Origin of the sequence: Paraburkholderia sp. BL10I2N1 (assembly GCF_004361815.1) — a bacterium.
Classification (GTDB): domain Bacteria; phylum Pseudomonadota; class Gammaproteobacteria; order Burkholderiales; family Burkholderiaceae; genus Paraburkholderia.
In genome coordinates this window covers 1,257,856-1,279,390 of sequence record NZ_SNWA01000002.1, presented here as the reverse complement: position 1 = coordinate 1,279,390, position 21,535 = coordinate 1,257,856, and the positions used below count along the sequence as shown (strand labels likewise).

Genomic DNA, 21,535 nt, shown 5'->3' with positions numbered 1-21,535 from the left:
TCCGCGCCGAAGCGCCTGTGGCGACGGGCAAATGCCGATTTCTGCGGGAATAAAAATCCGCTTTCAACTGCGCTTGCCTTCGAGGGTCAGTGCCGCGTGCGCAAGATCGCTGAGAAGCTTCTCGTGGGTAAGCCAAAAAGCGTCGGCGGCTTGCTTGGCCAACTCGATCCAGTGCGGCCCCTGCATCGTCTCTTCAGTCCAGAGGTGACACCCGTTTGCGGTAGGCGTGATGATCCACGCGTGATAGGCCTTTGACTCCTCGGCGCCCTTCGGATGGCCACCCCAGGCGATGCGCGTTTGCGGTTCGAACTCCTGAACCGAGGCAGACACATCCTGCCCCGCCAGATTCGTTTCGAACCGCGTGCCCGGCCCGAACGTCTGATGTCCGTCGAGCAGCCGGACGTGTTCGACGCCCGGGTAGAAACGAGGCCATGCGTTCGGATTGGTCAGCAGCGCCCAAATCGTTTCGGGCAAAACCGCAACTTCGATCTCGTTCGTGAAGTGGATCGGCGAACGGCTTGGGGCCATTTCGCTTGGCCATCGAATAATCTCGAACATGTTTGCTCTCCGACTGACGGCTCACTGCCCGCTCGCATGAACACGAGCGGCAATAACCGTCATCATTACCGTGAAAAGGTTTGGAAATCCTCTGCGTGACTTAGTCGAGGCGCGACGCTATTTGAACTTGACGAGATCGTGGAAGATCAGTTGAGCCCAGGTGTTACCTCTCGCCTGGACGAGCGAACCGCCGTCCTTGAGCGGTCCTAACGCAATCGGCGCGAAACCGAGTTGTTCGGCCAGAGCCGCGACCGGCGCCACCGCGCTTTCGTCATCGCTCGCCAGAAACACGACGCGGCTCCCCCCGTTGACATTCGGATCAGCGGCCAGAACGGCAGCGGGCAGATGATTGAAGGCCTTTACAAACCGTGCGCCGGGAAATGCCTTGGCGACAAACGTGGAGGACGGCAGATCTTCCAGGTCGTGAACTGGAACGCCGAAAGCGTTTGTCGCGTCGATGATCGTCTTGCCCTGCCAGCTCGTGATCTGTTTCGCGACTTCGCGATGTTCCCAAAACGGAACGGCCAGAATGATGGTGTCGGACTCGATGGCGTCGCGAAGCGTCTTCGCGAGCACAGTGGGCCCTATCGCTCGTGCCTGCTGCGTCAGCGCCTCGGGTGGGCGCCGGCTGGCGACAGATACATCGATGTTCTTTCTGGCAAACGCGCGCGCAAGCGCTTGTCCCACCGCGCCAAAACCAATGATCGAATAGCTCATGGAAACGCTCCTTTCAGGGGAAGTTGATCAAGCATGAACTCATGGTATTTCCTGCGCCGGCGAATTATAATGGGCCTATTTCGAATAAGATTGATTCTCTGGTGGAATAGGTTGGGCGCGCGAATTCGTCGACAATGCGCTCGTCTCGACGTTGATTTACTTTCGGGCAGAATAGGATGGATCGGTTTTACGAACTCGACGCGTTTATCTCTGTTGTCGAAGCAGGCGGATTTTCCGCGGCGGCACGCAGAATGGGCGCTTCTCAATCCGCGGTGAGCAAAGCAGTGGGTGCGCTGGAGCGGCGCCTGGGCGTCGTTCTATTCAATCGAAGCACCCGTAGCGTGACCCTGACCGATCAAGGGCAAAGCTATTACGATCGAATCAAGCCGCTCGTCGGCGAGATGGACGAGGCGGACAGCGAGCTAACCAGCCATTCACAGACGGTTTCGGGGCCAATCCGGATCGCGACTGCTTCGACATTCGGCCGTCTTCATGTGCTTCCGCTGATTCCCGTGCTGTTGTCGCTGAACCCCGGTCTTCAGGTCGATCTCGTGTTGTCGGATTTCGTGCGAGATATGGTGGAAGATCGAATCGATCTCGCGATTCGAGTGGGGCCCGTCAACGATCCTGATTCGGTCGTGAAGCGAATTGCCAGCACTCCGCTGGTCTGCGTCGGTTCCCGTCGCTATTTTGAGCAGCACGGCATACCGAGGGACCCCAGCGAACTCGTTGATCACAATTGCCTGCTATACGGAGGTCTCACTGAATCGACCAACTGGCCATTCCATGGACCGCAAGGTCGGTTCAGCGTCCCCGTACGAGGCAACTTGTCTTCAAACAGCGTCGAGACGATACGATCGGCCGTGTTCGCAGGTGTGGGGATAGGATTATTCGCGAAGCTCTCGCTTGCCGAAGAACTCAAGCACCCCGATATCGTAACGGTGCTGGAGGAGTTCATTCGGGACGCGCGAGATATCAGCATCATCTGGCCGAGGCGCCGTTTCGTGCCCGCACGCGTGCGCCGAGTCACCGACTTCTTTGCGGCTGCGTTGCCGCAGCGTCTATAGCATCGGGCGCCCGAGAACGACAAGCTGGCTGGTAGACATCATGCGCGTCTGAACTAGATGGTAGGAGATGCATCCGTTCGGGAAAGGAACGACTAGGCGTCCGGTTCGCGAGCAACAGTGTTCGCTAGCCGTCCGTCGATCGGGTGACAGCCTCCCACGCGTCAATTTCGCTGCCGATCGTCGAGAGCTTCTCGCGCACAAGGCCAAGCGCATCACTTCCCAGAAGCAGATGCGCCGGCGGACTATCGCTATCGATCACGGATAACATGGCGCGCGCGGCCTTGGCGGGATCGCCCAACTGCTTGCCGCTTTTCTCTTCGCGTGCTTTTCTGATCGGGTCGAAGAGTGGATCGTAGTCAGGGATCGAACGCGGCGTTCTGATCATCGACCGGCCGGCCCAGTCAGTCCGGAACGATCCGGGCGCGACGGCTGTGACGAAGATGCCGAACGGCCTGACTTCCTTTCCGAGCGCCTCCGAAATGCCTTCCAGCGCGAACTTGCTGCCGCAGTAGTAGCTGATGCCTGGCATCGTGATGAAGCCACCCATCGAGGTGATGTTGAGAATATGGCCGCACCGTCGTTTGCGCATATTTGGCAGCACGGCCTTCATCATCGCGACGGCGCCGAATACGTTGACGTCGAACTGCCGACGCATCTCGGCGAGCGGCGATTCCTCCATCACGCCCTCATGACCGTACCCCGCGTTATTGACAAGCACGTCCACCGGCCCGACGGTCGCCTCAATCTCTGCGACGACGTCATCGATGGCTTCATAGTCCGTCACATCGAGCGCACGACCCACGGCTCTGCCTGGGGCCAGTGCTTCGAATGCTTTGCCTGCTTGTTTGCTGCGCACGGTACCGACCACGCGATGGCCTGCTGCGAGCGCTTCCTCAGCCAACGCGCGTCCGAACCCGCTGCTGACGCCGGTGATGAGCAGAGTTTTAACCGATGACATGCAGACCTCTACAGAAAAGAAAGGGACATCTGCATAATATTCTTCCGTGCTTGTACGATTCAGGCCATATATTCTGGTTTTATTGCCTATTCATATGTCATCGGTGAAATCTCGTGAGAAAGAGTGATCCTGGCCAGAAACCTTCGGGCGACGAGAAACAACGGATGGTGTCGTTGTTGACGGCGCTGGCGCCTGAGGAGGGATACAACCTGACGGTGTTGCCGAACGTGCGCATCCTGCGTTCGAACCGCGCGCTGTCCCGGACTCCTGTTCTCTATGATCCCGGCATCGTGATCGTCTGCCAGGGAAGCAAGCGGGGTTATTTCGGCGACCAGATCTACGTGTACGACGAGCAGCACTATCTCGCCGTGGCAGTACCGGTGCCTTTTACGATGGAAACCGACGCCACGCCGCAGCGCCCGCTGCTGGCTATCTACATGCATCTGGATTTTGGGCTGGCCGCCGAACTCATGCTCCAGATCGACCGTCATCGCGTTTCGGTGCACGAGCATTCGCCGCAAAGCATGATGTCCAGTTCGATGGACCCCGCGCTTCGAACGTCTGTGTTGCGTTTTCTGGAAGCGATGAACCGGCCGCTGGACGCGTCGATTCTCGGCCCGGCTCTGGTGCGCGAATTGTATTTCCGCGTGCTGACGGGCGCGCAAGGCGACGCGATGCGCGTGGCTTTGGCGATGCAAGGGCAGTTCGGCAAGATCGGCAAGGCGCTGCGCCGCATTCACGCTACCTATACGAAGCCGCTCGATGTCTCACAGCTCGCGAGCGACGCGGGCATGAGCGTGCCGACGTTTCACAGCCACTTCAAGGCGATTACGCATACATCGCCTATGCAGTACGTCAAATCGACGCGTCTGCACCAGGCTCGGCTATTGATGCTACGTCAAGGCGTCACCGCCGAAGCAGCATGTCACGCTGTGGGCTACACCAGCGCTTCACAGTTCAATCGCGAATTCAAGCGTCTCTTTGGTCTGACGCCTGCAGCGGAGACCAGACGCATGCGGGAGACTTTCTCGGTGCCGCTGGGCTTTGCCGAGTCCGATTACGTGTCTTCGCACTGAGGTCCCGCGGGTACCACCGATTTGCCAAGTTTGGTTCCGATTGCGAGCTTTGCTTATGTATCATCGACTGCATTCGGCCAGGAGCGGGCGTTCACCAGTGCGCTCAGGCGGACACTCCAACGTCAGGTCCAATCAGATAGCGGACCTTTGTCCCTCAACAATCCACGTCGCGTTCATGCTACCAGGGATAGAAGCCCGAACCTACTGGCCGAGGAACGCCATCGAACATGTCGCCGAAAGGTGGGCCGATCGCCAAGCGCACGCCCGGTTTGTTGACCGCCTGGTCGCAGGTTTGACTACAGCACATATTCAGGAATGCGGCATAACCGCCGTGCCGCTTCGGCATAGAATCCTCTGAGGAGGTTCCAGTTATGGCAGCTATCAAGCGCATCGATCCGGGCCATCCCGCCTATCAGGCCGCGCCGCACAGGACAACCCGCTACCCTGCGGAGCACGTTACGTTGACGGCCGGCTCCAGGAAGAGGCTGCGCCCCTGTGTGCCTCATTTCAAGGTCGGGCGCGGCAAGGTCGGCGTCGGTGGCGTCAGGTTGTAGGCCGCCTGCGTCAGGAGGAACCACTGCTCGACCTGCTCGCGGCCACGATACATCGCCTGACGAATCCGGCCTATCGTCTTGCTCCAGCCGAAGACCTGCTCGATGCATTTGCGCTTGCGCTGGCTGATGGCGTAGCCGGCCCAGCGTGTCGTGCGACCGTCAATCGCTGAGCCACCTCCGCGGCCGTCGTTTTGCGCCACATGCGGCGTCACACGATTGGCGCGGCAACTCGCCACGAAGGCCGCCGTGTCATAGTTCTTGTCGGCCCCAACAGGATCCCAATCCTCGAAACTTGGCGCCTGCGGCATTGTAAACACAGCAGGGGGCCAGGCGGGTAGGATGCGGGTTGTTGTACTGCTTGCCAGTTCACGATCCATCTCCGATTTTCTGAAGACGGACGACCTTCACGGTTTTGTGACTTCCAGACAGGGCTACAGAGCAGACCATGGACACGACCTACTCGATTTCTGACAGTTTCCGATTCTCTCTCGTCCTCATCAAGCCGACCCATTACGACGACGACGGCTACCCGATCCAGTGGCTCCGCTCGGTCATGCCTTCCAATACACTCGCCTGTATGTATGCGCTCGCTGATGACGCGCGAAAGCGAAAGCTGCTGGGCCCTGGCGTCCATTTTGAGATCGAAACATGCGACGAAACCAACCAGCGGGTGTGGCCAGAGCGCATCATTCGTGACCTGAAGGCAAAGGGCGGGAGATCGATGATTGGTCTGGTCGGTGTGCAGTCGAACCAGTACCCGCGCGCACTCGACCTCGCCCGCCAGTTCCGTGCCGCAGGCTTGCCGGTTGCGATCGGTGGCTTCCACGTTTCTGGCTGCATCTCCATGCTGCCCGAGATGCCCGCTGAACTTAAGGAAGCACAAGCAATGGGTGTGGCGCTCTTCGCTGGGGAGGCCGAGGAACGGCGTCTTGATGAAGTCCTTCTCGACGCGTGGAATGGTGCAATGAAGCCCTTGTATAATTTCATGGACACGTTACCCTCGCTCGAAGGTGCTCCCCAGCCCTTCTTGCCGCGCAAGCATATCGAACGCACGGCAGGTACCTATACCTCGGTTGACCTCGGTCGTGGTTGCCCGTATCAGTGCTCGTTTTGTACCATCATCAACGTGCAGGGGCACAAGAGTCGCTTTCGCACCCCCGACGATCTCGAGAAGATCATCCGCGAGAACGCAACGCAGGGCATCGACCGGTTCTTCGTCACGGATGATAATTTCGCACGCAACCACGACTGGGAGATCCTTCTCGACCGCGTCATCGAACTTCGGGAAAAGGAAGGCATTCACTGCGGCTTCACGATCCAGGTCGACACGCTCTGTCACAAGATTCCAGACTTCATCGAGAAGGCAACGCGCGCGGGTGTGCGTCGCGTGTTCATCGGGCTTGAGAATATCAATCCCGAGAATCTGATCGCGGCCAAGAAGCGGCAGAACAAGATCACCGAATACCGCGCCATGCTGCAGAAGTGGCGCGCCCACGGCGCGATTACCTACGCTGGCTATATCATCGGATTCCCGGCGGACACGAAAGAATCGATCCTGCGCGACATCGAGATCATCAAGCGTGAATTGCCAATCGACATTCTCGAATTCTTCATGCTCACCCCACTTCCGGGCTCCGAGGATCATCAGACGATGATAAGGAACGGTGAATGGATGGACCCGGACATCAACAAATACGACACCAACCACCGGGTCACGCACCACCCGAAAATGTCGGACGCTGAATGGGAAGAAGCGTATCGGTGCGCCTGGAGCGCGTTCTACTCGTACGAGCACATCCGCACGATCGTCAAGCGGGCAGCGCAGATCCCGAACGGCCGACCGAAGACGATCATGCGCACAATCGCCTGGTTCAGACTGATGATCGAACACGAGGGTGTGCATCCGCTCGAAGGGGGAGCCCTGCGGATGAAACACCGCCGTGACCGCCGTCGGCGGCTACCGGTCGAATCGCCGCTTCGCTTCTATCCGCGCTACTGGAGTGAGACCGCTGTCAAGGCGACAAAATATCTGCGCTTCTACCTCAGGACAGAGGCTATCCTCAGGGAAGTCGTGAAGGCACCGGAACGTTACGCCTACACGGATATCGCCATCACGCCGCTGCAGGAAGAGGAGTTCGAGCAGCTTGGACTCTTTCACTCCACGAGCGGCGGCGAGGCAGCGCTGGCTGTCCACCACCGGCGTATTGCCATCCGGTCATCGGGCCCGTCTGCAGCGTGATATCGTTGACAATGTCATCCAGTTTTCCTAGTACACATGCGACACGAAACAGTAGATCAGTCTTGTCGCGGTAACAGCACGAACGACTGGTGTACATTCGTAAGCTGCCGTAGATTAGCTCCGGAATTGGAGGGCAGTTCAGGGTCGCGTGCCGCCAATCGCGGTCGGGCGGCAGCCGGCCAAGTGCAGACATTCGCTGATCGCTGAAATCACCAAAATGAACGGCAGCAGTAGGGCGTACAGCCGCCGTTCGCAAAAAACACTCTGACGCCGGGTCATCGGCCATGGTCACGGCGACAGCGATTGGGAGCTTTGCGCGCGGGGCGCGATGAAATACGGTTGTCATGCTTTGTCTCAGCGGTCAGGACCCGGTGCGTGCGCGCGATTCCTGGGGCACGAATCTCCTGAATCGAAGTTCACCTTGCTGGCGCACTTCAAATTCCACACCGGTTTCCTGAATGACGAACAGCGCAGTCGCGAGTGTGTTCTCGTCGTCCGGGTCAGCAGGGTCATCACGATAAATTGGCAGACCTTTCGGCGCTTTGTCCGAGAGTACCTGCAGGAGACTCAACCCGCCGATGTTCGAGAGACTCGGAAGAAGCTCACCGAGTCGGGTCTGCCGGTCGCGGGACGACTCCGTGATAATCTGCTCCTCGTTGTCACAGCCGACATGGACAAGGTGGTTGGCGTGCCCGCACAGGCGGGTCACCTCCGTAACGGAGCAGCGCTGTACAGTTGCTTCGATGCTGAGCAGCCGTGGGTCCCCGACGCAACCCAGCGTGTGGTGAAAGCCGCTGGCACGTGGCACACCATCGAGCACCCTGATGGCGGCGTCAAGTGAAGCGACGTCGAGCACCGCGCGGGTGAGCACCATGCGGGGTACCCCAAGAGCGGGCTTCCTGATTCGCAGGTTGTTGATGGCCTGTACCAGACCGGCACGGCTTACTGCGAAGGTATGTCCGGGCAGGGAGCCCGGGTAGTAGAAGCTCACGAACCCGGGCTTGCCGGTTGGACGGATGTCCACGAGCTCGCACTTGTCGCGCAGATACGGGTCGCCATCCTCGTTATGCGCGATGAGCCGCTCATTTGGCGACCAGGCAGCCAGTGTCGTGCAACCGTCCGGCGCGTTGTGAATCAACTCTCCCCGGCAGTTCCACAGGAACACGTCCTCGGCGGACCATCCCATGCCTGCCGCCATCCCTTCGATTTCTGCGACATGGTCAGGGAACGCGCTTTCGGCAGCCTGGCGCAAGTCTCGCACAAACGCGTGCCCGCGCCATCGGCTGACCGCCTGCCAGGCGACGCTTTGGCCCATGTAGGCACCCATCACCGGCCGGGCCAGTGAGCCGAGGGCGTATCCGATTTCGTACGGAGAGCCGGAAATGACGGCGGGAGTGAGAACCTTCATATAGGACATAACCTCGCTTAGGACACGTGCTGCAAAAAGTCTTTCAGTCGCTGTGTCGGTGGAGTGTGGATGAGCGCGGCCGGTTGCCCGTCCTCGGCGATGCCGCCCTGGTCCATGAACAGCAGGCGCGTGCCGACGCGCTTCGCGAACCCGATTTCATGCGTCACGACAATCATGGTCATGCCCTCGTTGGCGAGGTCCTGCATGACCTTGAGGACTTCGTGACGAAGCTCCGGGTCCAGCGCTGAGGTTGGCTCGTCGAACAGCATCAACTTGGGCCTGATGGCCAGGGCGCGGGCAATCGCGACGCGCTGCTGTTGTCCCCCAGACAACTCGGACGGGTAATGATTGGCGCGCGCTTCGAGGCCCACCTTGTCCAGCAATGCCATTGCCTGGTCGCGCGCCTCGGCTCGCGATGCTCCGCGCACCTGGATAGGGCCGAACATGACATTCTCCAGCGCCGTCATCTGGGGAAACAGGTTGAACTGCTGGAAGACCATGCCGGCCTCGAGCCGGATGTTACGAATCACGGAGGCGTTGCCCTTGACGCTCTGCCCGTCGACCAGCAAGTCTCCGCCCGAGATTTTTTCCAGTACGTTGATACAGCGAAGCATCGTGGACTTGCCCGAGCCGGACGGACCGACGACAACCACAACTTCGCCACTTTCGATGCGCAGGCTGATGTCCTTGAGCACGGCCACGTGGCCGAAGCTCTTCGAGACCCCCTTGAATTCGACCATGTTCATAGGATACTCATCCTCTTTTCAACGAGACGCAGTGTGAGCGTCATCACGCCAGTCAGAACCAGATAGATGACGGCAACCGCGGTCCAGATCTCCACGGCGCGGAAATTTCCCGCGATGATTTCTTGCCCCTTGCGTGTCAGTTCGCCCACTCCTATGACGATAAAAAGGGACGTGTCCTTCAGGCTAACGATGCACTGGTTGCCGAGCGGCGGAATCAACCGGCGAAAGGCCAGCGGCCCGACAATCTTTAGGAGGACACGTGGCATGGACAGACCCATCGCAAGACCGGCTTCCGTGAGGCCTTTGGAGATGGACAACAGCGCGCCGCGCACCACTTCGGCAAGATAGGCGCCCGAATTTACCGTTATCGCGATGATGGCGGCAGTCAGGCCATCGATTCGGATATGCGCAAGCAGCGGCAGGGCGAAGTACAGAAACATGACCTGCACGACAATCGGCGTACCCCGGATCAGCTCAATGTAGGCCTGAGCCAGGATGTTCAGTGCGACAGGCCCATACGCCCGGAACATCCCGGCGATCATGCCGACGATGAAACCACCGACGAGCCCGACAACTGCAATAAAGACTGTGAGCTTCACGCCGTCCAGCAAGTCTGGAAGTGCCGCTCCGATAACTGACCAGTCGAATTCCACAAGGCGCTCCTGATTGTTCCGTTGACAGCGCGACGGTCATGACCGCCGCGCCCCCATTTCCGACATTTCCGAGCGATTACGACTTCGGCGGTTCGGAACCGAACCACTTCTTGTAGAGCTTCGCGTAACGGCCATCTGCCTTGATTTTCGTCAGATCTTCGTTGACCTTCGACACCAGAGGACTTCCCTTCGGAAAGCCGATGCCGTATTTGTCGCCACTGACGGGGGTGCCGGCAACCTTGACCTTGCCTTTGCCTTCCGTGTTGACGAAGTACAGCACATTTGGCGTGTCGTGCATGGCTGCGTCGACGCGGCCGGCTTCCAGGGCCAGATAGGCCTCGTCGATGTTGGGGAACTGACGGATTTCCTTGGGCTTCAGGTGCGCCTTGATCCAGTCGATAGTTGCGGTGCCCGTTTTTGCGCCGATGACCTTGCCATTCAGGTCGTCAATGGACTTGATGCTCGTGTTGCTGACTTGCACCATCGCAGCGAGTCCGCTGTCGTAATACGGGTCCGAAAAATCGATAGCCTTCTTGCGTTCTTCCTTGATGGTCATGCCCGAAAGCGCGACATCAATGTTTTGCGTTTGAAGCGCCGGAATCAGACCAGCGAAGTCCATCGGCTGAATCTTGTACTTCCAGCCCTGGTCTTTCGCGATTTCGGCCCACAGGTCAAGGTCGAAGCCGACGTACTTGTCACCCTGCTTGAATTCGAACGGCATGAAGGAGGTGTCCGTACCGACAACCAGCTCTTTGGTTTCCGCGTGCGCGATGCTGGCGCCGAACATTGCAACAGCAATGACGGACATAAGGAAGGAACGACGTCCCATGATTCTCTCCGCAGTGATTGGCGATGTCACCTCCGCGACGTGGGAGGGACCAATGACAGCAACACTACATGCAGAGCAACACGCGATGTCTGAGTTAAACTGCGCGCAACGTTTGTTGTCAATACGAATAGTACTCCGCCAGAAAGGGACGTCAACAAAAATTGGGGGAGGGAAAACACGTAGTCCCGGCATCGGGACTGCGCGACAGATGGCGGCACTACTGACCGGATTCAGCTGACGTATGCACCCTTCGCATGTAGCGCGTCTTCCGCCTCGGACAATTGCTGGATGGCCCTGTTTCCCTCAAGTGCCAGCAGATGGGCGACCAGCGACTCGGCGATCGCGGACGCTGCGACGAGGGAAGGAAAAAACGACGGACTGTCGTGTGTGAAGAGCAGCACCTCATCGGCGCTCAGCGCAATGGGAGAAACCGCGCTGTCGGTGATGGCGACGAGTTTGCTGCCCTGTTCCTTGGCGGCTTCCGCGACTCGTGCGGCCTCGCGTGAATACGGTGCGAAGCTGATGACGACGGTCGCATGCCCCTTCGCGATGCTGCGCAACTGCATTTCAAGCGTGCCCGCTTCCCCGGAGACGAGGCTCACCGAAGAGCGGAAGAGTCGGTACCCATACAGGAGGCCGAACGCAATCGGGAAGCAGGAACGGAAGCCGCCTATATGGACGTGCGGCGCCTTTCTGAGCAGCTTCGCCGCATCCACGATGCGAGCGCCATTCTGTGCGAACGTAGTCTCGAGATTGTGTTGCTGCGCAACCTCCATGTCGTGGGCAAGGGCTTCATGATGACCGCCTCTCACGAGCGTTCGCGCCTTGCTGCTCAGCGGTTCCGGGCGTGTTCGAAGGCGGGCGACAAAGATTTCCCGAAACTCGTTCCAGCCTGGGAAGCCGAGTTGTTGAGAGAGGCGCACGAGGGCCGCGGGTTGTACTTTGGCGTTTTCTGCGACCTTTCGCATTGACGATACTGCAACCTCGTCCGGGAAATTTAACAGGTAGGCTGCGCCTGACTGAAATTGTGGGCTCAGTTCCGGAAATTTGGCGCGAATGAGGGCTGCTAGGTCTTCGAAACTGGGAGTCACGGTGCGGACCTCGGTGGGATGACAACAAATGTTACGGAGCCGCATCCAAATAGGCAAGGCGCCATCAGCACGCTGTCAGCGACTGGGGTCGCGAAACCTGCGCGAGTTCGGGTGCGGGTCGAAGAGGTGGTGGCCTGCAGGTGCTGTTGACGCTGAAACAGAGGTTGCATCCACAGAGGAAATGAGGCTTCCGAACCCATTGCCGCGCGTCCTCTGCATCGCCTGTGAGCATACGTATGGGAACAGCTAACTACACCGCCAGAGCCAATTGCAACGTCAGTAAAGGCTCAATTACGGGTAAACGCCGGATTGCAACAAACGTTGCCCATGCGTAGATTGTACGCAACAGACGTTTCTTCGCGCGTTTGTGTTTGTCCGAGACGCCACGACCCGTGAGGTCTGCCCCACACCGTGAGCGAGCCCATCAAGGTGCAATGACGGAGACGTTCATGGTTTTCGAAACGATAATTTACGGTGTGCAGGACGGGATTACAGAGGTCAGGTTAAACAGACCGCATCGTCTGAATGCGGTGGTCCAGCAACTTTACGATGAGTTAAGCGAAGCATTAAGCCTTGCTGAGGCGGACCGAGCCGCGCGGGTAGTTCTCATTACGGGAGAGGGACGCGCATTCTGCGTCGGAGCGGACCTTAAGGAACACAAGGCGGGCCGCACGGCCTTCGAGCGTCGCGAATACCTGCGGGGTGAGCAGGTGGTGTGCAAGCGACTGCTGACGCTCGGCAAGCCCGTGATCGCGGCTGTAAATGGCTTCGCGCTGGGAGCCGGTGCAGAAATCGCGATTGCCTCCGACTTCGTTGTGATGGCCGAGAGCGCGAAGATTGGATTGCCCGAAATAAGCATCGGCAACTTTCTCGGCGGCGGAATCACGTATCTCCTCCCCCGGCTGGTCGGCCTGGCAAAAGCCCGCGAGCTCGTTTTCCTTGGCGAGCAGATTGACGGGCAAGAAGCTGCTCGCATTGGGCTCGCAAACCGCGTGTATCCCGATGACGGTTTTCTTCAGAGCGCGCGGGCGTTTGCACAGAAGGTCGCCAGCAAGGCTCCGTTCTCGATGCGGCTGGCGAAGGAACAACTGAACTTCGCTGGCGAGCGCACCCTTGACGCAGCGCTGACTGCAGAACTGGAAGGCATGATGTTCTGTTCAACAACGAAAGACTGGCAGGAAGGCATCGATTCCTTCGCCGAGAAGCGTGAACCGGTGTTCAAGGGAGAATAACGATGAGCAGCCACTCTATTCGCGAACTTTTCTATCCAGACTCGATTGCCGTCGTTGGCGCATCAAAAGACCAGACGAAGCGGGGTTTTCGTTCAATTCAAAAGTTGCTGGAGGACGGATACGCCGGGGCGATATACCCCATAAACCCGAAAGAACCGGAAATCCTGGGCCTGAAATGCTATGCGAGTCTGGGCGACATACCCGGCAACATTGACCTCGCTCTGGTCTGCACGCCGGCAAAGACCCTGCCACAGGTCATCGAGCAATGTGGCAAAAAAGGCGCAAAAGGCGCGGTTGTGCTGGCGGGCGGATTTGCCGAAGCAGGCGATGACGGGCGGCGCCTCCAGGACGACATGGTGCGAGTCGCTCATGCCTATAACGTACGTATCGTCGGGCCGAACACGTCCGGGGTATTTAATACCCACAAGGCCTGCAACATTGTCGGCTTTAGCAATCTGAAAAAAGGCGGTATCGGATTGCTGTCCCAGTCTGGAAACATGGCGCTTTCTCTCGTGACGGAGGCCGAGGCCAACGGACACATCGGGCTGTCAACGTACGTGGGCATCGGCAACGAGTCGGATATCCAGTTCAACGAGTACCTCGACTACTTTGCAGAAGACGAGAACACGAAGGTCGTCGTCGCGTATGTCGAGGGTATGAAAAATGGGCGGGTGTTCCTGGACGCACTGCGTCGCATTACACGCAGGAAGCCGGTCGTACTCTACAAGTCAGGCCGCACCAGCGCCGGACGTAGTTCCGCGAAGTCGCACACTGGTGCGTTGGCCGGAGACTACGCGGTGAGTGAGGGCGTTCTGCGTCAGGCGGGTGCGGTGCTCGCGCGCAAGTCCGACGAGATTCTCTCGCTCGCTGAAGCGCTTTCGCTGCTTCAGCCGCTCGCGTCGCGCCGCGTGGCGGTGCTCGCTGATGGTGGTGGGCACGCGACGATCGCTGCAGACGCCTTGAGCGAACATGGTCTGACGCTTGCGCCCCTGAGCCACGAAACGCGCCAGCGCCTGTCAGCAATCCTGCCGCCGTCGGCCGCCGTTGCGAACCCCGTAGACGTTGCAGGGGGAACGGATTCCAACCCGGCGGTATTTGCCGACTGTGCCCGAATTCTGCTCGAGGACCCTCAGGTGGACGGACTACTCATCACGGGGCTCTACGGCGGATATGGCGTGAGGTTTTCCCAGTCGCTGACGCCCATTGAGATGCAGACCTCCACGCGAATTGCCGCGATGCTGGAAGCGCGCGGTAAACCAATCATTGTGCACAGCCTCTACGGGAGCTTGTATTCGGACCTGCGACCGGCCCCTCTGACGTGTATCCGTGAAGCGGGCGTACCGGTTTACGACTCGCTGGAGTTGGCCGTCCGCTGCATGCAGGGCCTCGCAGAATTCGGCGAGGCACAGAGGCGACCACTTGCTGAAGCAGAGGACCATCCGGTGCGGTCGCCGGCATTCGAGGCGGTCCTGTCGTCCTGTCGCAGCGAACACCGGACGGTTGTGCTCGAGCACGAGGCCCGACAGGCGCTCGCGGATGCCGGCGTCCCAATGCCGGCTCCCGCGATTCTGGCCAGGTCACTGCATGAGGCAGTTGCGGCGTTCGAGCGCCTCGGTTCGGTGCCGGTCGCGATGAAAATCGTGTCGCGCGACATCATCCACAAGTCGGACGCCGGTGGGGTCAAGCTCAACGTTGGAAGCTCCGATGGGGTTAGGCACGCGTTCGAAAACATCGTGGCCAATGGCCGGAAACATGTGCAAGACCCGGACATTACCGGCGTCCTCGTGACACCCATGGCGCCAAAAGGTGGCGTCGAAATCATCATCGGTGTCGTGCGTGACCCGACTTACGGGCCGGTCATGATGTTTGGCCTCGGCGGTATCCTGGTCGAGGTGCTCAGAGACGTCGTCTTCCGCTCGCTCCCTCTCACGGAGGACGACGCGCACCGGATGCTCGCCGAGATTCGGGCCAGTGAGATTCTGAACGGGGTACGGGGAGCGGCCCCGACCGACAAGGATGCGCTGGTCAAGTTGATGATGGGCATCTCGTCGCTTTGCTCGGCATTTCCGGAAATCGCCGAACTGGACCTGAATCCCGTGCTTGCCTATTCCAGTGGGGTAGCCATTCTCGATGCTCGCATCCTGCTTGAGGATGTCAGTGCGGCCATCCCTCAGTGACATTAAACCGAGCAGCCAAGATGAACCATGCACCTGAATTGACTGATGCATTGCTACGCGTCGACGGACGTGTCGCAACACTGACCTTGAACCGCGATGATGTCCGTAATGAGCTTACCGGCACGAAACTCGTGGACGACATTGAACGCACCGTTCAGTGGATTAACGCCGAGGAGTCTATCGGTGTCCTGATTGTGACCGGTGCCGGAAAGGCCTTCTCTTCCGGCGGAAACATCAAGCACATGTTCCATCGCGAGGGGAGTTTCGGTGGGGACGTCTATGAGGTCCAGAAACAGTATCGGCAAGGCATCCAGCGAATACCCCTGGCGATGCATCGTCTCGACGTCCCGTCCATAGCAGCCATCAATGGCGCCGCATTGGGCGCGGGCTTCGACCTCGCCTGCATGTGCGACCTGAGACTGGCTGCAGCTGACGCAATCATGGGCGAGACCTTTGTCAATGTGGGAATCATCCCCGGAGATGGCGGAGCCTGGTTTCTACAACGACTCGTGGGCTACCAGCGGGCAGCCGAGCTCACGTTTTCAGGCCGAACCTTTACCGGGGTTGAAGGCAAGGAGCTTGGCGTCGTTCTCGACGCCGTTAGCGCAGACCAGTTGCTGGAAACCGCTCAGCAACTGGCCAGGAGCCTCGCCGCAAAACCGCCGCAAGCCCTCCGGCTGACGAAGCGCCTGATGAAATCAGCCCAGCGCATGGAACTGCACGACTTCCTCGACCACTGTGCCGTCTTTCAGGGTATGTGTCACAACACTGACGACCATCTCGAGGCGCTGGCTGCGACCATCGAAAAGCGGGCACCTCAATTCAAAGGTCAGTAGCGACGCTCCCTCCTCGCTGAAATAGTTCGTGCAGTTTCCGCAGGACCGGGCCTTCTAGCGAATCGGCCCGGGGGACGCTTGCCGCACGTTTCGTGCGTTCCGCGCATCGTTTTGAGGAGTGAAATTGTGAATGAACTGCAAGGGTATGACATTGAAGACTTGCGGGTCGGCATGTCAGCCATGTTCGCCAAGACCATAACCGAGGCGGACATCGTACTGTTCGCAGGCGTCTCAGGCGATAACAATGCCGTGCACATCAATGAGGAATTCGCTGCCAGGACCCTCTTCAAGGGCCGCATCGCCCACGGAATGCTATCCGCCAGCGTGATTTCGGCTGCTATCGCGAACAAGCTACCTGGCCCCGGTACCATCTACCTGTCGCAGTCGCTCCGGTTTAGAGCGCCTGTTCGCCCTGGCGATACCGTGCACGCAAGCGTAACCGTAAAGGAGATCACTGTCGCCAGGTGCCGTGTTTTGCTGAATACCGAATGCATCGTAGCTGGGCGCGTCGTGATTGAAGGCGAAGCGCTCGTCATGACCACTTCCCGCGCCTCGGTTTAGCTCGAAGTCCACCGAACGATGGCTGTCCATCAAGGATAGCAGAGGAGATAGCAATAACGGTCCGTCGCAGAGGGAAGCAAGCGGGTGGCATCGCTCGATACGCCTGGATGATTGAGAGAGCTGGCGATCAGTGTCAGACCTAGCTGGGACGGCGCTGTGGCGCCTTATGTTCACGATGGTGACCTGGTGGGCGCACCGACGGGCAACGCCGAACAGGATGGCCGCGATACCAGACGCGCTTGCAGACGACACGCGGGCGCGCCAAGCGCCAGCGCCGAAGTGGCAAGCAGGATCAACGGCATGAATTTCCGCACGACCTTTCCTCTTTGATGAGGGACCCGTTACAACCCCAGGGCGATCGGGGCGGACGAGCGTCGCTCCAATAAAGGGCTGGGCGTCGGTGCGGCGCCACGTCCGCACCGGCCGACGAGCCGGCAGTGGCGATCTTCGCGTCAATGGCAGTTCAACCTCCGGAAGCTGTCATTCGAATGATGAGCAGCCGGGGGTCCGCATTGGGTCGTGAGCCGCCGATCGGCGTCAGGCAGAGGTCGGCCAGGAACGGCCCGTCACGATCTGTTCGCGAACGTCAACTCATGAGGGGCGAGCGGCCCTTCGACGCGGCGATGCCTCGATCGATAGCTGCACCTGAAAGCGGTCGATGAGCTTTCGATGCCTCGACGACGCTCGCCAGTGACGCCGATCATTTACCGTAGCGGTATTGAGGGCATAATGTCATCCGTGCGGCCCACCAGCCCCAACTTTGAAAGAAAGGTCAATATGGCGGCCCCTGAAAAAATTGCTCAACACTTTCCGCGAACCCTCCGTTATGGAACGGGAGAAGGGACCTACGTCGAAGAATTGATCTCGTAGAGTGCGAGACGGCGGGGTCGCAATTCAAATAGACAGATGAAAAGAATCTATACGTACAGGGGCTTCGAGATCGCGGTGGAGCTTGAACCAGTGTGGGAAGCGTCTGGCAACGTTACTTTGCTGCCACCGCGTGGTTTTATCACCGTCGTGCAGATCAAAATGATTGGCGCTACTCGACCGACGGTTGCGCCGATACGCCTGATGGCAGACAATCATCGGCCCTTCGCGGCGGAAGCCGAGGCGCTCATGGCAGGGTTCAGCGCCGGACAGCGGGTCGTAGACGACACGCTTGCCCCGTGAACGTACTTCATCGCGATGATTGAACGATGGACGAAGGCAACGTCGGCGGTGGGTTGGGGTACCGCTTACTTTCGGTCATGCATGGTGGTATCACGCGGCGCAGGGTGAAGCCGATCCAGTCTTGCCAGTAGTGCCGAACCCCGTTCCACAACGCGACGAGGCACATCAGGAAGCGCCAGTACCGTATGAAGGAGAGCGCGCCATTCCGGGGGCTGGCGTCACCGACCGATTTTTTCGACTGTCAGGCGGCCTTGCCTTTCCTGCGGGCGCGCAGTAGCGTGGAAATGCTCACCCCCGATTGCTCGGCTGCCTGCGGGTAGGTCATTCCCTGCCTGATCAGGGTCAAGCCCTTGTTCACCAGGCGCGGTGTCGCGTTGGGCGGGCCGAGGTGCTTGCCCCTGGCGCGTGCATTGGCCAGGCCCGAGCGGACACGTTCCCGAATAAGCTCCCTTTCGAATTCCGCGATCGCCGAGAGCAAATGCGCGTGCATCCGGCCCACTGGTGTGCTCATGTCGATCTGGCCGGGTACCACGAAGGCCACTCCAAGCGCTTCCAATTCCGCCATTGTCAGGATCAGGTCCTGCACGCTGCGCCCCCAACGGTCCAAGGCCTGGACCAGGATCACATCGACGGCGCGGGTGCGCGCCAGTTGCATGACCTCTTCGCGCAGCGGCCGCTTTTGTGACGCACCGCTGACGGTTTCCTGCATCTCTCGCACGATCTTCCAGCCGCGGGCTTTCGCGTAGTTGCGCAATTCCCGCCGTTGCCGGTCGGTGGATTGGTCCGGGGTGGACACGCGGGTATAGACTGCTACACGCATGGTCAAAAACCCATCCGGTTTTGGTGCCCAGCCCCCAGTCCTGGCGGGCCTTGCAGAGCATCGTTTTCGACCGTCAAAATCAGGTGATTCTGACGGTCGTCTACTAAGCTTAGGTGACTATGCCAAACGCAACCAGCGCCGTGGTTTACCGGCTCCACGTATGGATTCGCCAGATCAGTCCGATGATCTGGCGCAGGTTACTGGTGCGCAGCGACAGCACGATCGCCGACCTGCATTACGCGCTGCAGATCGCCTTCGGCTGCAGCGACGCGCATTTGAATCTGTTTCACATCCATGGCCAGGACTATGGCGTTTGCCACGACGGCGGCACGAGCTTCTCGACCCATCCCGACCAGGTTCGACTGTGCGATTTCAAATTCCGCATCAACGAACGCTTCCGCTACGAGTACAACTTCGGGGACGGCTGGCAACACGAAGTGCGCGTTGAAGCGCGCCTGGCGTTGTACCACAGGCGCACCTATCCGTGCTGCATTGGCGGCAAGCGGCGGGCGCCACCGGAAGATTGTGGTGGCCCCCTGGCCTTCATGGCACGACGGGATGCGGTCCCGTCGCACGTTGCGGATTTACTCGAGGACATCCAGGACGACCTGGATGCCAACGACATCGAGGCCATTCGGGATCGGCGCGAGGATATCGAAGAGTTGTGCGAATGGCTGACGTTGGATGAGTTTGACCGGCGCGGGGTCAACCACCGGCTCAAGCAGTACGCGACCCACGATGAGGCCGGGATCTGGCAATAGACAGGAGCCGGCGATGAAAGTGCGAATACAGGTAGTCGTTGAAGCCGAAAACGGCGAACCGGAGAAGGTCGAGGAAATCGCGCGGCTGGAGCGCGGTGCGCTGCGGCCGGAGGACCTTGGCCTGACACTCGCGGAGGCGAAAGTGTTGCTACACGGCATGCAGCAGGCCGTAGTCACTGAGCAGATCGTGGAATACCTCGAGAAGTTCAAGACCTGTCCGGACTGCGGCGCGCACCGGACCCGGAAGGGGCAACATCCCCTCGTTTATCGGACCCTGTTCGGGAAATTCAACCTCGTCAGCCCCCGTCTTTACGACTGCCCCTGCCAAAACCACGGCCGCCACAGTTCAAGCCCCCTGGCAGAGCTGCTGAGCACGCATTGCGCGCCGGAACTACTGTATCTGGAGACCAGGTTCGCTTCACTGATGTCCTATGGGCTGAGCGTTGAGTTGCTGACGGAAGTCCTGCCGATCGCCGAAGAGATCAGCCCCACGTCCGTGCGGCGCCACCTGCAACGCGTTGCCGAACGGATCGAGGGTGAGCTGGGCGAGGAACAGTTCCAGTTCATTGAAGGTTGTCCCAGCGATTGGGCGAAACAACCACCACCGGGGCCACCCCTGACGGTCGGCCTGGATGGCGGCTATGTGCATGCTTCGGACCAGAAGTCGAAAACCGAAGGTTGGTTCGAGGTCATTGCCGGCAAGAGTGTCCAGACCGAGGGCGGCGCCAAGGTGTTTGCATTCGTCAACAAGTACGACACCAAGCCCAAGCGCCGGCTTTACGAGGTGCTGAAATCGCAGGGTCTGCAAATGAACCAGCAAGTCGTGTTTCTGTCGGATGGCGGCGACACCGTACGTGATCTGCAGCACTATCTCAGCCCGGAATCCGAACATCTGCTCGACTGGTTCCACATCACCATGCGCTTGAACGTCATGAGGCAGATGATCAAGGGGATGACGGCGGAACTGAAGCCCGGCGATAAATATCCGGAAACTGCAACCGGGCTGGCCGATCTGGAGAAACACCTGGAAAGCGTCAAATGGAATCTCTGGCACGGCAATGTTCCGCACGCCCTGCAACGGATTGATGACCTGGGCGACGATCTGGAGATGCTGGAAGAGAACCCGGCAAACAAGAAGAAACTGGAGAAGGTAGTACGGGAATTCCGCACCTATATCGGGGCCAACCAGGCATTCATTCCGAACTACGGCGACCGCTACCGGCACGATGAGACGATTTCCACGGCGTTTGTCGAGTCGACCGTGAACTACGTGGTCAGCAAGCGCTTTGTGAAAAAACAGCAGATGCGTTGGACCCAGCGCGGCGCGCATCTACTGCTGCAAATCCGCGTGCAGGTCCTGAACGACGATCTGCGGAAAACCTTCGCTCGCTGGTTTCCGGGAATGAGAGCGGAAGAACCAGCGGCGCCAAGGGAGGCGGCATAGAGACTGCAGCCCCCGGAATGGTTCACTCTCCAAATCGATCCGGTTGCAATGCTGTGTATGACCCGGCCGTTTGCGGTGCTGGAGCGGCAGCCGGCGAGGCGACCGTTAAGTCGCTAACGCGGGTTGAATGGACGCCTCGTTATTTTTTTGACGCGTTGCGGTCTTTTCAGGGTATGTGGTAAAAAAATGTGACAAGCGCGGCCTCTCCGAGTCGCCCGCGTCGCACAGCTGTTCGTTCAGGTCGACGAAGAAGGCCGCCCCATGTCCTGCGTTTATACGATTAAAAATGCACCGTCAAGCGAGGCAGGCGCCGCCTGGAGGGATGTCGTCGCGTCGATTTTCTTCGATATGGAGCTCGATCTTTCGCGTTCCGAGGCGTTCGATGGCCAGGCGGAGTGCTGGGACTTTGGCAATCTGCGCCTCACCCGTTTCGAGTCGAGCGCGGTAAGGTACAAGCGGTTGCAGCGGCATTGCGACGGCAACGAGCCGCAGATCCTCGTCAGCGTGCCGCTCGCCAGTCCGATGCGTCAGGCAGCTTGCGCTCGACAAAGGTCCCGAGGTCCAACCCGTTGACATCAGCGATGGCGCTGCCCGACAGGCCTGCAGATGGAAAACCCGACATCTTCCGCTGTGTCGAA

19 protein-coding genes and 2 pseudogenes are annotated in these 21,535 nt (G+C 59.3%); 11 read left to right on the top strand and 10 right to left on the bottom strand.

Annotation, left to right across the window (positions count from 1 at the left end; genetic code table 11):
• Positions 1-63: 63 nt before the first annotated feature.
• Both B0G77_RS27820 and B0G77_RS27815 read right to left on the bottom strand, forming a co-directional pair.
• On the bottom strand, positions 64-558 hold the full coding sequence (locus tag B0G77_RS27820) for an SRPBCC domain-containing protein (RefSeq protein ID WP_133665178.1): 495 nt from the start codon (positions 556-558) through the stop codon (positions 64-66).
• Between the two features lie 117 nt (positions 559-675).
• Positions 676-1,281 (bottom strand): annotated as a pseudogene (locus B0G77_RS27815) (NADPH-dependent F420 reductase); the annotation flags it as partial.
• Between the two features lie 170 nt (positions 1,282-1,451).
• Here B0G77_RS27815 and B0G77_RS27810 point away from each other — a divergent pair.
• A complete protein-coding gene (locus tag B0G77_RS27810) occupies positions 1,452-2,342 on the top strand; it encodes a LysR family transcriptional regulator (RefSeq protein ID WP_133665176.1) in 891 nt (296 codons plus the stop codon).
• Between the two features lie 124 nt (positions 2,343-2,466).
• Here B0G77_RS27810 and B0G77_RS27805 read toward each other — a convergent pair whose 3' ends face one another.
• The gene (locus tag B0G77_RS27805) at positions 2,467-3,300 is read right to left on the bottom strand and encodes an oxidoreductase (RefSeq protein ID WP_133665175.1); all 834 of its coding nucleotides are present in this window, start codon (positions 3,298-3,300) and stop codon (positions 2,467-2,469) included.
• A gap of 164 nt (positions 3,301-3,464) precedes the next feature.
• Here B0G77_RS27805 and B0G77_RS27800 point away from each other — a divergent pair, with 164 nt between their 5' ends.
• Positions 3,465-4,376 (top strand): AraC family transcriptional regulator, encoded by a 912-nt coding sequence (locus tag B0G77_RS27800; protein WP_133666898.1) that lies wholly within the window; start codon positions 3,465-3,467, stop codon positions 4,374-4,376.
• A gap of 502 nt (positions 4,377-4,878) precedes the next feature.
• Here the strand turns inward: B0G77_RS27800 and B0G77_RS27790 are convergent.
• Positions 4,879-5,202, bottom strand: a pseudogene (locus B0G77_RS27790) (transposase); the annotation flags it as partial.
• 173 nt (positions 5,203-5,375) lie between these two features.
• Here B0G77_RS27790 and B0G77_RS27785 point away from each other — a divergent pair.
• Positions 5,376-7,169 carry a radical SAM protein gene (locus B0G77_RS27785; RefSeq protein WP_133665173.1) on the top strand — a complete coding sequence of 598 codons (1,794 nt, stop codon included), beginning with the start codon at positions 5,376-5,378 and terminating at the stop codon, positions 7,167-7,169.
• A gap of 361 nt (positions 7,170-7,530) precedes the next feature.
• Here the strand turns inward: B0G77_RS27785 and B0G77_RS27780 are convergent, their stop codons facing one another.
• The 5 genes from B0G77_RS27780 to B0G77_RS27760 all read right to left on the bottom strand — a co-directional run bounded on the left by B0G77_RS27780 (position 7,531) and on the right by B0G77_RS27760 (position 11,896).
• Positions 7,531-8,577: a C45 family peptidase gene (locus B0G77_RS27780; protein ID WP_133665172.1), complete on the bottom strand. Its 1,047-nt coding sequence runs from the start codon at positions 8,575-8,577 to the stop codon at positions 7,531-7,533.
• 17 nt (positions 8,578-8,594) lie between these two features.
• Positions 8,595-9,323, bottom strand: a complete 729-nt coding sequence (gene glnQ, locus B0G77_RS27775) for a glutamine ABC transporter ATP-binding protein GlnQ (RefSeq protein ID WP_165576793.1) — start codon at positions 9,321-9,323, stop codon at positions 8,595-8,597.
• Entirely contained in the window at positions 9,320-9,976 is a 657-nt protein-coding gene (glnP, locus tag B0G77_RS27770; protein WP_133665171.1) for a glutamine ABC transporter permease GlnP, read from the bottom strand. Before glnP ends, glnQ begins: the two co-directional genes overlap by 4 nt.
• A gap of 76 nt (positions 9,977-10,052) precedes the next feature.
• Complete coding sequence (glnH, locus tag B0G77_RS27765; protein ID WP_133665170.1) at positions 10,053-10,805, bottom strand: glutamine ABC transporter substrate-binding protein GlnH; 753 nt, start codon at positions 10,803-10,805, stop codon at positions 10,053-10,055.
• A 230-nt stretch (positions 10,806-11,035) separates the two neighbouring features.
• A complete protein-coding gene (locus B0G77_RS27760) occupies positions 11,036-11,896 on the bottom strand; it encodes a MurR/RpiR family transcriptional regulator (RefSeq protein WP_133665169.1) in 861 nt (286 codons plus the stop codon).
• Positions 11,897-12,345: 449 nt separating this feature from the next.
• On the opposite strand from B0G77_RS27760, the gene B0G77_RS27755 reads away from it, so the two are divergent.
• The 5 genes from B0G77_RS27755 to B0G77_RS27735 all read left to right on the top strand — a co-directional run bounded on the left by B0G77_RS27755 (position 12,346) and on the right by B0G77_RS27735 (position 17,872).
• On the top strand, positions 12,346-13,128 hold the full coding sequence (locus tag B0G77_RS27755) for an enoyl-CoA hydratase/isomerase family protein (RefSeq protein ID WP_243751237.1): 783 nt from the start codon (positions 12,346-12,348) through the stop codon (positions 13,126-13,128).
• Positions 13,129-13,130: 2 nt separating this feature from the next.
• On the top strand, positions 13,131-15,305 hold the full coding sequence (locus tag B0G77_RS27750) for an acetate--CoA ligase (protein WP_133665167.1): 2,175 nt from the start codon (positions 13,131-13,133) through the stop codon (positions 15,303-15,305).
• 20 nt (positions 15,306-15,325) lie between these two features.
• Positions 15,326-16,141, top strand: a complete 816-nt coding sequence (locus B0G77_RS27745) for an enoyl-CoA hydratase-related protein (RefSeq protein WP_133665166.1) — start codon at positions 15,326-15,328, stop codon at positions 16,139-16,141.
• 126 nt (positions 16,142-16,267) lie between these two features.
• Positions 16,268-16,702, top strand: coding sequence for a MaoC family dehydratase (locus B0G77_RS27740; RefSeq protein WP_133665165.1), 435 nt, complete (start codon positions 16,268-16,270; stop codon positions 16,700-16,702).
• 906 nt (positions 16,703-17,608) lie between these two features.
• Complete coding sequence (locus tag B0G77_RS27735; RefSeq protein ID WP_133665164.1) at positions 17,609-17,872, top strand: hypothetical protein; 264 nt, start codon at positions 17,609-17,611, stop codon at positions 17,870-17,872.
• A 241-nt stretch (positions 17,873-18,113) separates the two neighbouring features.
• Here the strand turns inward: B0G77_RS27735 and B0G77_RS27730 are convergent, their stop codons facing one another.
• A complete protein-coding gene (locus B0G77_RS27730; protein WP_243751401.1) occupies positions 18,114-18,692 on the bottom strand; it encodes a recombinase family protein in 579 nt (192 codons plus the stop codon).
• A gap of 119 nt (positions 18,693-18,811) precedes the next feature.
• Here B0G77_RS27730 and B0G77_RS27725 point away from each other — a divergent pair, with 119 nt between their 5' ends.
• The 3 genes from B0G77_RS27725 to B0G77_RS27715 all read left to right on the top strand — a co-directional run bounded on the left by B0G77_RS27725 (position 18,812) and on the right by B0G77_RS27715 (position 21,470).
• On the top strand, positions 18,812-19,453 hold the full coding sequence (locus B0G77_RS27725) for a plasmid pRiA4b ORF-3 family protein (protein ID WP_133665162.1): 642 nt from the start codon (positions 18,812-18,814) through the stop codon (positions 19,451-19,453).
• A 13-nt stretch (positions 19,454-19,466) separates the two neighbouring features.
• Entirely contained in the window at positions 19,467-20,897 is a 1,431-nt protein-coding gene (locus B0G77_RS27720) for an ISKra4 family transposase (RefSeq protein ID WP_133665161.1), read from the top strand.
• A gap of 261 nt (positions 20,898-21,158) precedes the next feature.
• A complete protein-coding gene (locus B0G77_RS27715; protein WP_133665160.1) occupies positions 21,159-21,470 on the top strand; it encodes a hypothetical protein in 312 nt (103 codons plus the stop codon).
• Positions 21,471-21,535: the final 65 nt, after the last annotated feature.

Excerpts from the sequence above, each read along its gene's own strand:
- B0G77_RS27820 (WP_133665178.1), bottom strand. The coding sequence starts at position 558 with ATGTTCGAGATTATTCGATGGCCAAGCGAAATGGCCCCAAGCCGTTCG.
- B0G77_RS27810 (WP_133665176.1), top strand. The coding sequence starts at position 1,452 with ATGGATCGGTTTTACGAACTCGACGCGTTTATCTCTGTTGTCGAAGCA.
- B0G77_RS27805 (WP_133665175.1), bottom strand. The coding sequence starts at position 3,300 with ATGTCATCGGTTAAAACTCTGCTCATCACCGGCGTCAGCAGCGGGTTC.
- B0G77_RS27800 (WP_133666898.1), top strand. The coding sequence starts at position 3,465 with ATGGTGTCGTTGTTGACGGCGCTGGCGCCTGAGGAGGGATACAACCTG.
- B0G77_RS27785 (WP_133665173.1), top strand. The coding sequence starts at position 5,376 with ATGGACACGACCTACTCGATTTCTGACAGTTTCCGATTCTCTCTCGTC.
- B0G77_RS27780 (WP_133665172.1), bottom strand. The coding sequence starts at position 8,577 with ATGAAGGTTCTCACTCCCGCCGTCATTTCCGGCTCTCCGTACGAAATC.
- glnQ (WP_165576793.1), bottom strand. The coding sequence starts at position 9,323 with ATGAACATGGTCGAATTCAAGGGGGTCTCGAAGAGCTTCGGCCACGTG.
- glnH (WP_133665170.1), bottom strand. The coding sequence starts at position 10,805 with ATGGGACGTCGTTCCTTCCTTATGTCCGTCATTGCTGTTGCAATGTTC.
- B0G77_RS27755 (WP_243751237.1), top strand. The coding sequence starts at position 12,346 with ATGGTTTTCGAAACGATAATTTACGGTGTGCAGGACGGGATTACAGAG.
- B0G77_RS27750 (WP_133665167.1), top strand. The coding sequence starts at position 13,131 with ATGAGCAGCCACTCTATTCGCGAACTTTTCTATCCAGACTCGATTGCC.
- B0G77_RS27745 (WP_133665166.1), top strand. The coding sequence starts at position 15,326 with ATGAACCATGCACCTGAATTGACTGATGCATTGCTACGCGTCGACGGA.
- B0G77_RS27735 (WP_133665164.1), top strand. The coding sequence starts at position 17,609 with ATGAAAAGAATCTATACGTACAGGGGCTTCGAGATCGCGGTGGAGCTT.
- B0G77_RS27730 (WP_243751401.1), bottom strand. The coding sequence starts at position 18,692 with ATGCGTGTAGCAGTCTATACCCGCGTGTCCACCCCGGACCAATCCACC.
- B0G77_RS27725 (WP_133665162.1), top strand. The coding sequence starts at position 18,812 with ATGCCAAACGCAACCAGCGCCGTGGTTTACCGGCTCCACGTATGGATT.
- B0G77_RS27720 (WP_133665161.1), top strand. The coding sequence starts at position 19,467 with ATGAAAGTGCGAATACAGGTAGTCGTTGAAGCCGAAAACGGCGAACCG.
- B0G77_RS27715 (WP_133665160.1), top strand. The coding sequence starts at position 21,159 with ATGTCCTGCGTTTATACGATTAAAAATGCACCGTCAAGCGAGGCAGGC.